The sequence below is a fragment of the Micromonospora sp. CNZ295 genome, assembly GCF_004217535.1.
The window spans coordinates 3,903,672-3,918,235 of record NZ_SHKZ01000001.1; the positions used below are offsets into that span (position 1 = coordinate 3,903,672).

Genomic DNA, 14,564 nt, shown 5'->3' on the forward strand with positions numbered 1-14,564 from the left:
GGTCCCTTCCTCACACCTCGGCCGGGGTGGGGCGGGGTTGCGGGCGGAGGGCGGCCGCCAGCGGTACGGCCGTGACGACGAGGGTGAACAGCGCCGCCGCAACCAGCGCCGGCCCGAGCCCGAGGGCGGTCACCGACCAGCCGCCGAGCAGTGCGCCCAGTGGCAGTCCGGCGAAGGCCAGCGAGCCGGCCAGCCCGATCACCCGGGTCTGCAGGTCGGTCGGCGGTCGCTCGTACAGCGCGACCCCCAGCAGGGGGTTGACCACGGCGATGCCGATGCCGGACACGAAGGTCACGGCGAGCACGACCGGCAGGTCCTCGCTGAACGCCAGCACCAGCAGCCGGGGCGGGCCGCTGACCGCCGCGCCGACCGCGAACGTGAGGTCCCGCCGCAGCCGGGGGCCGAGCATCGTGAACAGCAGGTTGCCCAGCAGCCCGCCGGCCGAGAACGCCCCGATCACGAGTCCCAGCCCGGCCGGGTTGCCCAGCACGTCGGCCACCCAGAGCGGGATGTAGACGGCGATGCTGGCGTTGACCACCATGTTCAGCGCCGAGATGACCAGCAGCATGGACAGCAGGGTGCGGTCCCGGCCCAGATAGCGGAACCCGCCGCCGAGCGCGTTCAGGTAGCCCTGCCGGGCCGCGGCCGGCGTGCCGGCCGGCGCCGGAGGCCGGACCAGGGTCGCGACGATCAGCGCGCAGACCGCGAAGGTCGCCGCGTCGATGAGGATCGCCCAGGTGACGCCGAACCACCAGATGAGCAGGCCGCCGAGGCCCGCACCGAGCAGGGTGACCACCCGGCCCAGCCCGTCGTAGACCGACGTCAGCCGGATCAGCTTCACCCCGGCCGCCTCGGCGACGGGGCGGAACATCACGTGCTTGATCCGGTCGCCCACGCCCCGCAGGGTGCCGACGACGGCCACCAACGCGAGCAGCGCGCCGAAGCCGAGCCACGGGGTGAGCGCCACCGCCACCATCAGCCCGGCGCTGCCCACGTCGGCGAGGATCGACGTGCGGCGCAGCCCGATCCGGTCGGCGAGCGGCGGCCCGAGCGCGCTGGACAGCAGGTACGGCAGGGTCTCCGCGGCGGCCACCAGGCCCATCTTCGCGGGGCTGCCGGTCGTCTCCAGCACCAGCCACGGGATGGCGACGATGGAGATCCGGCTGCCCAGGTTGGACAGCAGATCGGCGCCGACGAGAGCGACGAGTTCCCGCCGCGCGGTCACGCCTGGCTGCCGATCGACGCCTCCGGATGCTCCACGTCGGACGGGTGGCCGGCGGCGTACCGGGCGCGCAGCGCACGCTTGTCCACCTTGTTCGACCGGTTCAGCGGCAGGGCGTCGACGAACTCCACGCCGCCGGGCGCCCACGTCTCGCTGAGGGTGGTGGTCACCAGGTCGATCAGCTCCGCGCCGGTCACTGTCGCGTCGGGGGCCGGCACGACGTACGCGTACGGCAGCTCGCCGGCCACCTCGTCCGGGACGCCGATCACGGCGGCGGCGCGCACGGCCGGGTGGCCGGCCAGCACGTCCTCGATCGGCCGGGAGTAGATCGGCCAGCTGCGCCGGCGGGTCAGGATCCGGTCCTGGAGGCGGTCGACCAGGTACAGGTAGCCGTCGTCGTCGAGGTGCCCGATGTCGCGGGTACGCACCCACCCGTCGACGAGCGTGTCGGCGGTCAGCTCCGGCTGCCCGTGGTAGCCGGCGAAGCGCAGCGCCGTGTGCACCCACACCTCGCCGTCCACCCCCGGCGGCAGCACGGTGCCGTCCTCGGCGCGGATCTCGATCCGCACGTCGCCGTACGGTGTCCCGCAGGAGCGCAGCCGTTCCGGGTGCGCCGGGTCCTCGGTGAGCCCGGGCTGGGCGGTGACCACGACCGCCTCGCTGAGCCCGTACACGATGCGCAGCACCGGGCCGAACCGGGCGATCGCCTGGCGCAGCCGGGCGGGCGCGGCGGGCCCGGCGCCCACGTTGAACATGAACATCGACGAGAAGTCGGCGCCCGGCAGGTCGGGGTGGTCGAGCACCTCGTACAGCATCGGCGGGGTGAGGAAGGTGGAGTTGATCCGCTCGGCCGGCCCGGTACGCAGGAACTCGCCGGCGTCCCAGCCGTCGCGGGGGAACAGCACACCGCCGGTGAACAGGTTGAACAGGGTGGTGATCTGCCCGCTGGCCAGCCACATCGGCGAGTACGACAGGTGCCGCAGCAACGGGAACCCGGCGGCCCGGAAGTCCGCGGCGAGGGCCAGGACCTGGGTGTAGAAGCTCTCCCGGTGGTGCACCAGCTTCGGCGTGCCGGTGGTCCCGGACGTCTGCAGGAACGACTCCGGCGCCGGCAGGTCCGCGGGGAGGTCCACGCCGCCGTTGCCCGCGGCCAGCTCGGCACCCAGGCGCAGCACCGGCACGCCGGGCAGCCCGGCGGCCAGCTCGGCGCCGAGGCTCGCCGGGTCCCGCGCGTCGTACACGAGGACGGCGGGGCGGGCGAGCCGGGTGAACTCGTCGATCTCCCGGCGCGCGGTGACCGGGGCCACCCACATGGTCCGGCAGCCCAGCAGGTGCAGGGCGAGCTGGACCAGCGGGGCCTCGACCGGGTTGCCGAGCGCGACCAGCACCGCCGCCCCGGGGCGTACGCCGTGCCGCGCCGCGGTCGCGGCCAGCCCGCGTACCTCGGCGTGCACCTCGGCGTAGGTCAGGCGGCGCCCCCCACCCACCAGCGCCTCGCGGTCGCCGTACCCGGCGAACAGCTCCAACGCCCGCTGCACGTAGCCCGGTCGGTCGGTCATCCGGACGGCCCCCCATCCCTCGATCGAGCGCTGCCCGGGCGCGGGCCCGGGCAGCGAGTGGTGCCCGGGCAGGGCCCGGGCGGCACGCGCGGGCTGCGGCGACCGCGCCGCCACCTGTGACCCTAGGGTGACCGGGCGAGGACGGACAGGAGCCGAAGGTGCCTTCGGTGGGCCCGGCGGGACATTTGATCACGTCGATCAGGTTGATTGACGCCCGTCAGCGCCGGCGGCTAGGTTCCGGTCCATCGCCCAGGCAGGTGCCGTCGACGGACGGGGCTCTGGGCTGCCAACGATGGAGGTTCAATGTCGACCCCGAAGAGATGGCATGTCGTCGCCGCCGTCGCGACCCTGCTGGTGGCGGGCACCCCGGCCATGGTGGCGAGCGCCGGACCGTCGGCCAGCGAGGCGGAGCGCGGCCGGACGACCTGGGCGGCCAGTTGGGCGGCCGCGGTCACCCGCGGCAACTCGACCGGTCTGACCAACACCGGCCTGAACAACCACAGTGTCCGCATGGTCGTGCACACCACGGTGGGCGGGCCGGTCCTGCGGGTCCGGCTCAGCAACATGTACGGCGAGCAGGCCGTCCAGGTGGGCCGCGCGACCATCGCCCGCCCGAACACCGCCACCCCCGACGACCTGTCCGACATCGACCCGAGGACGCTGCGCGAGCTGACCTTCGGCGGCGCCACCTCGGCCACCATGAACCGCGGCGCCGAGCTGCTCAGCGACCCGATCGCGTTCCCGATCGGCGACCAGCAGGACCTGGTGCTCACCGTGCACTTCCCGACCCCGACCGGGCCGGTGACCTTCCACGGCCAGTCCCGCCAGACCAACTTCATCGGCGCCACCGACCTCACCTCGGCCGCCGACGGCGCCGGCTTCACCATCCGGCCGGACTGCTGCTGGTTCTTCCTGTCCGGCATCGACGTGCAGCGCCGGCAGAGCCCGGGCTCGGTCGTGGTCTTCGGCGACTCGATCGCCGACGGTAACGGCAGCACGGTCAACGCCAACAAGCGCTGGCCGGACCTGCTCGCCGACCGGCTCATCGACGCCCGGCCGGACGCCCGCACGCCGGGCGTGCTCAACGCCAGCCTGGCCGGCAACCGGCTCAACCACGAGGGCCCGGAGCCCGGCGCGGGCGACTTCCCCGGCTACCACGAGCTGGGCCCGAACGCGCTGGCCCGGCTCGACGAGGACGTCTTCGCCCAGACCGACGCCCGGACCGTGATCACCCACCTGGGCATCAACGACATCTGGATGTCGGGCGACTCCGCCGACGCGGTCATCGCCTCGCTGCGGCAGATCAACCAGCAGGTCAAGGCGCGCGGCCTGCGCAGCCTGGTGGCCACCCTGACCCCGTACGAGGGGCACGGCAACCCGGGCGTGTGGACGCCGGAGAAGGAGGCCACCCGGCAGGCGGTGAACGCGTACCTGCGCGGCAGCGCCGAGTTCGACGGGCTGCTGGACTTCGACAAGGTGCTGCGCGACCCGGCGCAGCCCAGCCGGTTGCGGCCCGCGTACGACTCGGGGGACCACATCCACCCGAACGACGCGGGTAACCAGGCGCTGGCGGACGCTGTGCCGTTGCGCCTGCTCGGTCTGTGACACCGGTGCGGGCGGCGGGTGAGCCCGCCGCCCGCACCACGGATTTCCTGGGGAGAGTCAGTCATGGTGGACGTCGAACGGTTGTTGACCCGGCTCTACAGCGAGGAGGGCCGGCAGGAGCCCTATCCCGTCTACGCCGACCTGCACGCGCTCGGTCCGATCACTGCCCTGCCGGACCGCCCGGAGCACCGGGCGGTCAGCGCCGTGGCGGTCGGCTACGACCTGGTCGACGCGGTCCTGCGCGACCCGGAGTGGTACAAGCAGCCGCCACCGGGCTGGGCGGAGCAGGAGATCCTGCGGACCTTCCAGACCTCGATGATGTTCGTCAATCCGCCCGACCACGGCCGGATGCGGCACGTGTTCGCCGGCACGTTCACCCCGCGCCGGCTCGGGGCCCTGGAACCGGTGATCCTCCGGATCGCCGACGAACTGCTGGATCGGATGGCCGACGCCGGCGACGGTGTGATCGATTTCGTCGCCGACTTCGCGTACCCGTTGCCGGCGCGGGTGATGGCCGAGTTCATCGGCATCCCGGAGGCGGACCTGCCCTGGTACCGCGAGCGGGTGGACCGCATCGACGAGTTCCTGGACGTGGCCGGCAAGACCCCGCAGCGGCTGGCAGCCGCCAACACCGCCGGCGCCGAGCTGCGGGCCTTCTACGCCGACCTGCTCGCGCACCGCCGCCGCACGCCGGGGGAGGACCTGATCAGCGGCCTGGTCGAGGCGGTGGACGCGGGCGGGGTGGACCTCACCGAGGACGAGCTGATCAGCAACCTGATCGTGCTGTTCAACGCCAGCTTCGTCACCACCGTCTACATGTTCAGCAACGGCCTGCCGGTCCTGCTGGCCCACCCGGAGGTGACCGCGGCGCTGCCCGGCGACCCGGAGCTGACCGCCGGGGCCGTCAACGAGATCCTGCGGCTGCAGTCGCCGGTGCACTTCCTGGCCCGGGCCGCGCCCCGCGACGCGGTCCTGGGCGGGGTGCCGGTCGCGCAGGACCAGAACGTGCTGCTGATCATCGCCGCCGCCAACCGCGACCCGGCCCGCTTCCCCGACCCGGACCGGTTCGACCCCCGCCGTGCCGGCCCGCCCTCGCTGGCGTTCGGCATCGGCCCGCACTACTGCCTCGGCGCCGCCGTGTCCCGGCTGGAGGGCCGGCTGGCGCTGCCCCGGCTGCTGTCCCGGTTCCCCCGGCTGCGCATCGAGGAGCAACCCGTCTACAGCGGCAGCCTGTTCCTGCGCGGCATCGACAAGCTGCTGGTCAGCACCGGGGGAGGGGAGCGGCGGTGAGCGGGCGTACCGTCCGACCCAGCGCCGTGGCACCGCACGCCGCCACCGGGCGAAGCGAAGGTAGGGCGGCGTGAGCCTGCATCCCCAGGCCGAGGCGTACCGTGCCGCCCGCGCGGCGGCCGGCACGCCGCCGCTGTACACCCAGACCCTCGCCGAGGCCCGCGCCGCCGACCTCGCCGCGATCCGCGCCGGCTCCGGCGCGGTCGAGCCGGTCCACGAGGTACGCGACACGCAGGTCCCCGGTCCCGCCGGTGACCTTCCGGTCCGCATCCACCGGCCGGCCGGCGCCGGGCCGCTGCCGACGCTGCTGTACTTCTTCGGCGGCGGGTGGACGTTGGGCAGCGTCGACACCGCCGACGGGATCTGCCGGCGGCTGGCCAACGCGGTGCCGTGCCAGGTGGTCACCGTCGGCTACCGGCTCGCCCCGGAGGATCCGTTCCCGGCCGCGGTGCACGACTGCCACGCGGCGCTGCGGCACGTCGCCGCGCACCCGGCGGACTTCGGCGCGGACCCGGCGCGCCTGGCGGTGGGCGGCGACAGCGCCGGTGGCAACCTGGCCGCCGCGGTCACCCTGCTGGCCCGCGCCGCCGGCCCGCCGCTGGTCGCGCAGCTGCTCGTCTACCCGAACACCGACCAGACCGGCGAGCCGGCCGGCGACGAGGATCCGCTGCTGTTCAACCGCCGATCGGTCACCTGGTACCGGGAGCACTACCTGGCCGACCCGGCCGACGCCCGCCACCCGCTCGCCTCGCCGCTGCTCGCCGACGACCTGACCGGCCTGCCGGCGGCGCTGGTGGTCACCGCCGAGCACGACCCGCTGCGCGAGGAGGGCGAGCGGTACGCCCACCGCCTGCACGTCGCGGGCGTACCGACCACCCTGACCCGGTACGCCGGCATGGTGCACGGTTTCTTCGCCATGCCCGGCACCTTCGACGACGGCCGGCGCGCCCAGGAGCAGGCCGCTGCCTTCCTCCGGGAGCGCTTCGGCGTGGCGCCGCCGGCCGTCCCGACCCCGCCGCCCGGTGCGTCGGTGGCGGGCGCGCCCGCGCCGCCGGTCGGTACGGTGGCCGGCGATGACTGAGCCGATCCTGCCGAAGCCGGACGTGCCACTGGGCGACCCGCCCGCGCCCGCCGGCCTGTCCGACTTCGCCGACCTGGCACGCGCGGTGCTCCCTCCGGAGATCTGGGACTTCGTCGACGGTGGCAGCGGCGCCGAGACCACGCTGGCGGCCAACCGGCGGGCCCTGGACCGGGTCGGCGTGCTGCCCCGGATGTTGCGCGGGGTCAACACGCCGCGCACCGAGGCCCGGCTGCTCGGCGCCACCCACGCCCTGCCGGTGGCGGTCGCGCCGATGGCGTACCAGCGGCTGCTGCACCCCGACGGCGAGATCGCCCTCGCCGGCGCGGCTGCTGCGGCCGGCGTCCCCTACGTGGCCAGCACGTTGGGCAGCACGCCGATCGAGGAGGTCGCCGCGGCCGGCGGCGCCGTGTGGTTCCAGCTCTACTGGTTGCGCGACCGGGGGCTGGTCGTGGACCTGCTGGACCGGGCGCAGGCGGCGGGCTGCGCCGCGCTGGTGCTCACCGTGGACGTGCCGATCCTCGGCCGGCGGCTGCGGGACGTGCGCAACGCGTTCGCCATCCCGCCACATGTCGTGGCGGCCAACCTGCCCGCCGGCCGGGCCGACCTCGCGCACCAGGCCACCCCGAACGTGTCCGCGGTGGCCGCGCACACCGGGGAGGTCTTCGCCCCGGCGGTGAGCTGGGCGGACCTGGAGTGGCTGCGGGAGCGGACCACGGTGCCGCTGGTGGTCAAGGGCGTGCTGGACCCGCGCGACGCGGTGCACGCGGCGGACGTCGGGGTGGACGCGGTGGTGGTCTCCAACCACGGTGGGCGGCAGCTCGACGGCGCGCCGGCCACCGCGGCGGTCCTGCCGGAGGTGGTCGAGGCGGTCGCCGGCCGGTGCGAGGTGCTCCTCGACAGCGGTGTGCGCGGCGGTGTGGACGTGCTGCGGGCCCTCGCCCTCGGCGCGCACGGCGTGCTGGTGGGTCGCCCGCTGCTGTGGGCGCTCGCCGCCGGCGGCCGGGCCGGCGCGGAGACCGCGCTGTCGCTGCTGGCCGGCGAGTTCCGCGACGCGCTCGCGTTGGCCGGCTGCGCCGCTCCGGCGGACGCGCGGGACCTGCGGACCACGACGGTGGAGTGAGCGCGTGGACGCTGGAGTGAGCGTGGACCTGCGGTTGGCCGACCTGCATCCGGCCCTCGACGACCCGGCGCTGAACTCGATGAACTTCCTCAACGAGGTCGCGCAGCACTATCCGGACGCGGTGTCGCTCGCGGCCGGCCGGCCGTACGAGGAGTTCCTCGACGTCGCCGCGCTGCCCCGGTATCTCGACACGTTCCGCCGGCACCTGGCCGAGGACCTCGGGCAGGGCCCGGAGCAGGTGCGGAGCACCCTGCTCCAGTACGGGCGGACCAAGGGGATCGTGCACCACCTGGTCGCCCGCAACCTGGCCGTCGACGAGGGGGTGACGGTCGACCCGGAGGCGATCGTGGTGACGGTCGGCTGCCAGGAGGCGATGTTCCTGGTCCTGCGGGCGTTGCGGGCCGGGCCCCGGGACGTGCTGCTCGCCGTCGCGCCGACGTACGTGGGGCTGACCGGCGCGGCCCGGCTGCTGGACCTGCCGGTGCGTCCGGTTGCCGCCGGCCCGGCCGGGGTGGACCTTCCCGATCTGCGCGCCCAGGTCCACCGTGCCCGGGCGGAGGGCCTGCGGCCGCGTGCCTGCTACCTGATGCCCGATTTCGCCAACCCGTCCGGAACGCGCATCCCGCTCGCCGCCCGGCGGGCCCTGCTGGACCTGGCCGTCGAGGAGGACCTGCTGCTCCTCGAGGACAACCCGTACGGCCTGTTCCCGGCCGGGGACACCGGGCGGCTGCCGACCCTCAAGGCGCTGGACACCGCCCGCCGGGTCGTCTACCTGGGGTCGTTCGCCAAGACGGTGCTGCCGGGCGCCCGGGTCGGTTACCTGGTGGCCGACCAGCGGGTCGCCGGGAGCGATGGCGCCGCCGGCCTGCTCGCCGACCAGCTTGCCAAGATCAAGAGCATGGTCAGCGTGAACACGTCGGCGATCGCCCAGGCGGTGGTCGGGGGTGTGCTGCTGGAGCACGGGTGCAGCCTGGTGGACGCCACGGTCCGGGAGCGGGCCGCGTACGCCCGGAACCTGCGCCACCTGGTCGACGGCCTGCGCCGGCGCTTCCCGGTGGGGTCGCCGGTGCGGTGGACCGTGCCCACCGGCGGGTTCTTCGTGGTGGTGAGCGTGCCGTTCCCGGTCGACGACGCGCTGCTGCACCGCTCGGCCCGCGAGTACGGGGTGCTGTGGACCCCGATGGCCCACTTCTACGACGGCGGGGAGCCGGTGCGGGCGCTGCGGCTGTCGGTCAGCGCGGTCACCCCGGCCCTGATCGACGTCGGCCTGGACCGGCTGGCCGCGCTGATCGCCGACGAGTTGACCCGCCGCGACGCCACGGCAGTCGTGGGCTGACACAACGCGTTCACCACGTCGCAATCCGCGTCGGCCCGCATTCCGGTGTCCCTCGTGGACACCCATAATGGACGGCATGGTCGCCTGGGAGTACGCCCTGCTGGTCCGCCGTTACCAAGCGCAGGGCCGCAATTTCCACGTCAGCTTCGTCTGGTACGGCCCGGACGGGTCGCGCCGCGACGTCACCGCGTACGGCGACACGGCGATCGCGCACCTCAACCGGGTCGGCCGGGAGGGCTGGGAGCTGGTCTCGGCCGCGGAGGACGTGAACAACGTGCAGGGCAGCACCGAGGTGCACCGCTACCACCTCAAGCGCCCGCTGGCCGAGGCCCAGCGGGCACGGTAGCGAGGCCGGCCGGCGGCGCCGTCGGGTGAACCTCTCCCGGTCCGCGACCGTGTCAACTAGGGTCATAGACTGATCTTGTCGACGAGGTTCGGAGAGCATGAGAGTTCGGCTGCTGGCGGTCGCCGTGTGCGCCGTCCTCCTGCCGGTCGCGGCCCCGGGGGCGGCCTCCGCCGCGCCGGGGCGGACCAGCGCCGTCGCCCCCGAGGTGCCGTGTCCGCGGGTGGCGGTGCCCAAGCCCGCTCCGTCCCGGCCGCCACGGCCGTCCCCGCCGCCGGCACGACCCGAGGACCGCGCCGTGGGGGGCGCGGACCTGGCCACCGCCGGCCTGGTGGTCCCGGCCGGCGCGCCCCGGCCGCCGGGGCTCACCGCGACCTCGTGGTTGGTCGCCGACCTCGACACCGGCCAGGTGCTCGGCGCGTGCGGCCCGCACGAGTACGCCACCCCGGCCAGTGTGCAGAAGCTGCTGCTGGCGGCGGCGCTGCTGCCGCGCCTCGACCCCGAGCAGGTCGTCACGGCGACCCGTGCGGACCTGGACATCGAGCCCGGCTCGTCGGCGGTCGGCCTCGTGGTGGGCGGGCGGTACCGCGTCGAGACGGTCTGGCTCGGCCTGCTGCTGCAGTCCGGCAACGAGGCGGCCAACCTCCTCGCCCGCCTCGGCGGCGGCGCCGAGGGCCCGGCGGGCGGGGTCCGGGCGATGAACGAGACGGCCCGCCGCCTGGGCGCCCGGCAGACGCACGCGGTGACCCCGTCCGGGCTGGACGGGCCGGGCCAGTTCACCAGCGCGTACGACCTCGCGCTGATCGCCCGGGCCTGCTTCGCCGACCCGACGTTCCGGCGGTACGCGCTGACCAAGACGCACCAGATCCCCGCCCAGACCCGACCCCGCACCAAGGGCTTCCAGATCCAGAACGAGAACCAGCTCATCTACCGCTACCCGGGCGCCCTGGGCGGCAAGACCGGCTTCACCAGCCTGGCCCGGCACACGTACGTCGGCGCCGCCGAGCGCGGCGGCCGGCGGTTGGTGGTCACGCTGCTGGGCGCCGAGGCCCGGCCGCTCCGCGGCTGGCAGCAGGGCGCGGCGCTGCTCGACTGGGGCTTCTCCCTGCCCCGCGACGCCGCCGTGGGCCGGCTCGTCGAACCGGACGAGTTGGACGGATCCCCCACCGGCACGCCGCCGGTACCGAGGGCGGCCGACGCCCGTCCGCCCGCCGACCAGCTTCCGGACGGCCTGACCGGGCCGGGGCCGCTGCTGGTCGCGGCGGTGGCCGGGGCGGGTGGCCTGCTGGCGCTGGTGCTGCGCCGGGTCCGTGCGCCCCGCCGGCCGCGCGGGCGGCGGCGCGCCTGATCCACCACCGGACCCGCCGGCGGGAGGAGGCTCAGGAGTGCGGTGGCGGTGGGGCGGTGCTGTCCCGGACGACCAGCTCGGTGGCCAGCTCGACCCGAGGGGAGTCGATGCCGTCGCCCTGCGCCAGCCGCAGCGCCGTCCGCGCCGCCAGCCGGCCCATCTCGACGAGCGGCTGGCGGACGGTGGTCAGCGGCGGCGAGGCCCAGCGTGCCTCGGGCAGGTCGTCGAAGCCCACCACGCTGACGTCGTCGGGCACCCGCAGCCCCTTGCGGCGGATGGCCTCGTAGACGCCGAAGGCCATCTGGTCACTGGCCGCGAAGATCGCCGTGGGCGGGTCGTCGAGGGCGAGCAGCGCGCTGCCAGCGGCGAAGCCGGAGGCGTGGTAGAAGTCGCCGGGCTGCACCAGGCGGTCGTCCACCGCCACGCCGGCCGCCTCCAGAGCGGCCCGGTGCCCGTCGAGCCGGGCCCGGCTGCACAGCATGTTGGTCGGGCCGGCCACGAAGCCGATCCGCCGGTGCCCGAGGGAGAGCAGGTGCTCGGTCGCGGCGATGCCACCGGCCCAGTTGGTCGCGCCGACCGTGGGCACGTCGGTGGCCGGCACGCCGGCCGGGTCGACCACCACCACCGGCACGTTGAGCCGGCGCAGCTGCGCGTGCAGCGGCGGGCTCAGGTGCGAGGTCACGAAGATGACGCCGTCGGTCGCCCGCGCCCGCAGGTTCTGCAGCCACTGCCGGGCGGAGGCCGGCTGCCGGTGGATCGCCGAGACCACCGTGCCGACCCCGGCGCCGTGGCCGACGTCCTCCACCCCCCGGATGATCTCCACGGCCCAGGGGCTGTCCAGGTCGTTGAAGACCAGGTCCAGCAGGCCGGCCCGGTGCACCGTGCGGTTGCCGGGGCGGCGGTAGCCGTGCTGGCGCAGCAGCTCCTCGACGCGTTCCCGGGTATCGGGTGCGACGTCCGAGCGCCCGTTGAGCACGCGGGAGACGGTCGGCACCGAGACGCCGGCCTCCCGCGCGATCGCGGTGATGGTCACCCTGCGTCCCTCGTCCGTGTCCACCCGAGCCTCCTTCACCGGCCGGGAACGACCGGGCGTCGCCGCAGATCCGGAACGGCGCGCCCGCCCCGGGGGATCATCTTGCCTCACCGAGGGGGCTTGACGACATGGCCGACCGGTTCTAGCGTGCGAGCCAGTTACGGAAACGTTCCGGAAGTTTATCGGACGCCTTTCACGCCGCGCACCCCCTCGCCCCCTCACACTGAAAAGCCTCGATGATGCGAATACGCTCGCGCTTCGCCCGCCTCGTCGCGGTCGGCGCCGCCCTCGCCCTGACCCCGCCCCTGGCGGCGTGCGGCGGTGACGAGGCGGGCGGTGCGGGCGACCAGATCCGCATCCTGGTGTACGGCGACACCACCAACCGGGTGGAGGCGCAGACCGTCGAGACCTTCAACCGGACCTCGAAGGTCAAGGCCGTGCTGGAGACCATCCCCGGTGCCGACTACCAGGCCCGGCTCCGGACGATCATCAACACCGACCACGCGCCGGACGTCTTCTTCAACTGGGGCGGCGGCAGCATCGCGCCGTTCGTCAAGGCCGACCTCCTCCTGCCGCTCGACGACATGATCGCCGAGGACCCGGGCCTGAGGGACAACTTCCTGCCCTCGGTGTTCGACACCGCCGTCGTCGACGGCAGGGCGTACGGCATCCCGATGCGCGGCACCCAGCCGGTGCTGCTCTTCCACAACAAGAAGGTCCTCGCCGACGCCGGCCTGACCCCGCCGAGGACCTGGGACGACCTGCTCGCCGCGGTGGACGTCCTCAAGGCCCGGAAGATCACCCCGATCGCCCTCGGCGGCGGCGACCAGTGGCCGACCCAGATGTGGTACCAGTACCTCTACGACCGGGTCGCCGGCCCGGAGCTGTTCCGCTCCGCGCTCGCCGGTGAGACGGACGTCTGGGCCAGCGCGGACAGCCGGCGCGCCCTCGAACTGCTGCGGCAGCTCACCGACGCCGGTGCCTTCGGCACGACCTTCGACTCGGTCCGCTTCACCGACGGCGGCTCGCCGACCCTGCTGGCCACCGGCAAGGCCGGCTTCGAGCTGATGGGCTCCTGGGCGTACGCCACCCACCAGGACGCGAACCCCGACTTCGCCACGAACGACCTCGGCTGGACCGCCTTCCCCAGCGTCCCCGACGGCAAGGGCGACCCGCGCAACCTGGCCGGCAACACCAACAACTTCTACTCGGTGCTGAAGAAGACCAAGCACCCGGAGGCGGCGGCGGAGTTCCTCAAGCTCATGTACTCCGACGAGTTCGTTCAGGCGCAGCTGGCCATCGGCAACCTGCCCACCACCGTGAACACCGAGAAGTTCCTCGCCAGCGCCGGCAACCCGGAGTACGCGAGGTTCCAGTACGACCTGGTGAAGCGGGCGCCGTCGTTCCAGCTCTCCTGGGACCAGGCGCACCCGCCGGCCGCCACCACCACGCTCCACCGGGCGGTGCGGCAGTACGCCAACGGCCGGCTGGACGCCGACGGGTTCATCACCGCCATGCAGTCGCTGCGGGCCGGCTGACCGGCCCATGTTCACCGACCTGCCCGAGGAGCGGCTGCGGGCCCACCGCAGCGCGGTGGCCGACCCGGTCGACTTCGACCTGTTCTGGGCCGAGACGATCGGCGCGGCCCGGCTGGCCGAGTGGCCGGTCCGGGCCCTGCCGGTGGACACCGGGCTGACCACGGTCGACGTCTACGACGTGACCTTCGCCGGGTACGCCGGCCAGCCGGTGCGGGCCTGGCTGCGGGTGCCGGCGGAGGCGAGCGGGCCGCTACCGGCGGTGGTGCAGTACGCGGGCTACGGGGGTGGCCGAGGACACCCGGCGGAGACGCTGCTGTGGGCGTCGGCCGGCTTCGCCCACCTGCAGATGGACACCCGCGGGCAGGGCGCGGGCTGGAGCCGGGGCGACACCCCGGATCCGGCCGCCGCCGGTCCGGAGGCACCGGGCGTGGTCACCCGGGGGATCGCCAGCCCGCGCACCTACTACTACCGCCGGTTGATCACCGACGCGGTGCAGGCGGTGCACGCCGTACGCGACCTGCCGTGGGTGGACCCGCACCGGGTGGCCGTGCTCGGGCACAGCCAGGGCGCCGCGCTGGCGCTGGCCGCCGCCGCCCTCGCGCCCGGGCTGCGGGCCGTGGTGGCCGGGGTGCCGTTCCTCTGCGACATCCCGCACGCCGTGGTCAGCACCGACGCCTACCCGTACCGGGAGATCCGCGACTACCTGGCGATCCACCGGGACGCCGAGGAGCGGGTGCTGACCACCCTCGGGTACGTCGACGGGGTGAACTTCGCCCGGCGGTGCCGGCTGCCGGCCCGGTTCTCGGTCGCGCTCATGGACGAGATCGTGCCGCCGTCGACGGTCTACGCCGCCGTCAACGCGTGGTGCGGCCCGACCGAGCTGGCCGTGTGGCGGTACAACGGCCACGAGGCGGGCGGCATCGACGACGACGTGGCGGCGCTGCGGTTCCTCCGCACCCACCTCGGGCCACCGCACGACGTCGACGATCCGGCCGACTCCGACCCGGACGCCACCGGGCCGCCTGCCGACGCTCCGGCCGGCGCGGACGGCCCGGTCTCGGCCGACCGCGCCGCGCGCCGGTAGCCAGA

At 74.6% G+C, this 14,564-nt stretch carries 11 protein-coding genes and 1 pseudogene; 9 read left to right on the forward strand and 3 right to left on the reverse strand.

Annotated elements, in window-relative coordinates; translation table 11 throughout:
- Positions 1-10: 10 nt before the first annotated feature.
- Together EV376_RS18415 and EV376_RS18420 are read right to left on the reverse strand one after the other, a co-directional pair.
- Positions 11-1,225, reverse strand: a complete 1,215-nt coding sequence (locus EV376_RS18415) for an MFS transporter (protein WP_130324922.1) — start codon at positions 1,223-1,225, stop codon at positions 11-13.
- Positions 1,222-2,781 (reverse strand): AMP-binding protein, encoded by a 1,560-nt coding sequence (locus EV376_RS18420; protein ID WP_130324924.1) that lies wholly within the window; start codon positions 2,779-2,781, stop codon positions 1,222-1,224. The genes EV376_RS18415 and EV376_RS18420 overlap by 4 nt, the downstream gene beginning before the upstream one ends.
- A 303-nt stretch (positions 2,782-3,084) precedes the next feature.
- On the opposite strand from EV376_RS18420, the gene EV376_RS18425 reads away from it, so the two are divergent.
- The 7 genes and pseudogenes from EV376_RS18425 to EV376_RS18455 all read left to right on the forward strand — a co-directional run bounded on the left by EV376_RS18425 (position 3,085) and on the right by EV376_RS18455 (position 10,904).
- Positions 3,085-4,386, forward strand: coding sequence for an SGNH/GDSL hydrolase family protein (locus EV376_RS18425; RefSeq protein WP_130324926.1), 1,302 nt, complete (start codon positions 3,085-3,087; stop codon positions 4,384-4,386).
- A 63-nt stretch (positions 4,387-4,449) separates the two neighbouring features.
- On the forward strand, positions 4,450-5,676 hold the full coding sequence (locus tag EV376_RS18430; protein ID WP_130324928.1) for a cytochrome P450: 1,227 nt from the start codon (positions 4,450-4,452) through the stop codon (positions 5,674-5,676).
- Between the two features lie 70 nt (positions 5,677-5,746).
- A pseudogene (locus EV376_RS18435) lies at positions 5,747-6,661 on the forward strand (alpha/beta hydrolase); the annotation flags it as partial.
- A gap of 88 nt (positions 6,662-6,749) precedes the next feature.
- Entirely contained in the window at positions 6,750-7,877 is a 1,128-nt protein-coding gene (locus tag EV376_RS18440; RefSeq protein WP_130324932.1) for an alpha-hydroxy acid oxidase, read from the forward strand.
- Between the two features lie 4 nt (positions 7,878-7,881).
- The gene (locus EV376_RS18445) at positions 7,882-9,213 is read left to right on the forward strand and encodes an aminotransferase-like domain-containing protein (protein ID WP_486482682.1); all 1,332 of its coding nucleotides are present in this window, start codon (positions 7,882-7,884) and stop codon (positions 9,211-9,213) included.
- 67 nt (positions 9,214-9,280) lie between these two features.
- Complete coding sequence (locus EV376_RS18450; RefSeq protein ID WP_130324934.1) at positions 9,281-9,559, forward strand: hypothetical protein; 279 nt, start codon at positions 9,281-9,283, stop codon at positions 9,557-9,559.
- A gap of 97 nt (positions 9,560-9,656) precedes the next feature.
- The gene (locus tag EV376_RS18455) at positions 9,657-10,904 is read left to right on the forward strand and encodes a serine hydrolase (RefSeq protein ID WP_130324936.1); all 1,248 of its coding nucleotides are present in this window, start codon (positions 9,657-9,659) and stop codon (positions 10,902-10,904) included.
- Between the two features lie 31 nt (positions 10,905-10,935).
- Here the strand turns inward: EV376_RS18455 and EV376_RS18460 are convergent, their stop codons facing one another.
- Positions 10,936-11,961, reverse strand: a complete 1,026-nt coding sequence (locus EV376_RS18460) for a LacI family DNA-binding transcriptional regulator (protein WP_130324938.1) — start codon at positions 11,959-11,961, stop codon at positions 10,936-10,938.
- A gap of 215 nt (positions 11,962-12,176) precedes the next feature.
- Here EV376_RS18460 and EV376_RS18465 point away from each other — a divergent pair, with 215 nt between their 5' ends.
- Together EV376_RS18465 and EV376_RS18470 are read left to right on the forward strand one after the other, a co-directional pair.
- Positions 12,177-13,475 carry an extracellular solute-binding protein gene (locus tag EV376_RS18465; protein ID WP_130324940.1) on the forward strand — a complete coding sequence of 433 codons (1,299 nt, stop codon included), beginning with the start codon at positions 12,177-12,179 and terminating at the stop codon, positions 13,473-13,475.
- Between the two features lie 7 nt (positions 13,476-13,482).
- Positions 13,483-14,559 carry an acetylxylan esterase gene (locus EV376_RS18470; protein ID WP_130324942.1) on the forward strand — a complete coding sequence of 359 codons (1,077 nt, stop codon included), beginning with the start codon at positions 13,483-13,485 and terminating at the stop codon, positions 14,557-14,559.
- Positions 14,560-14,564: the final 5 nt, after the last annotated feature.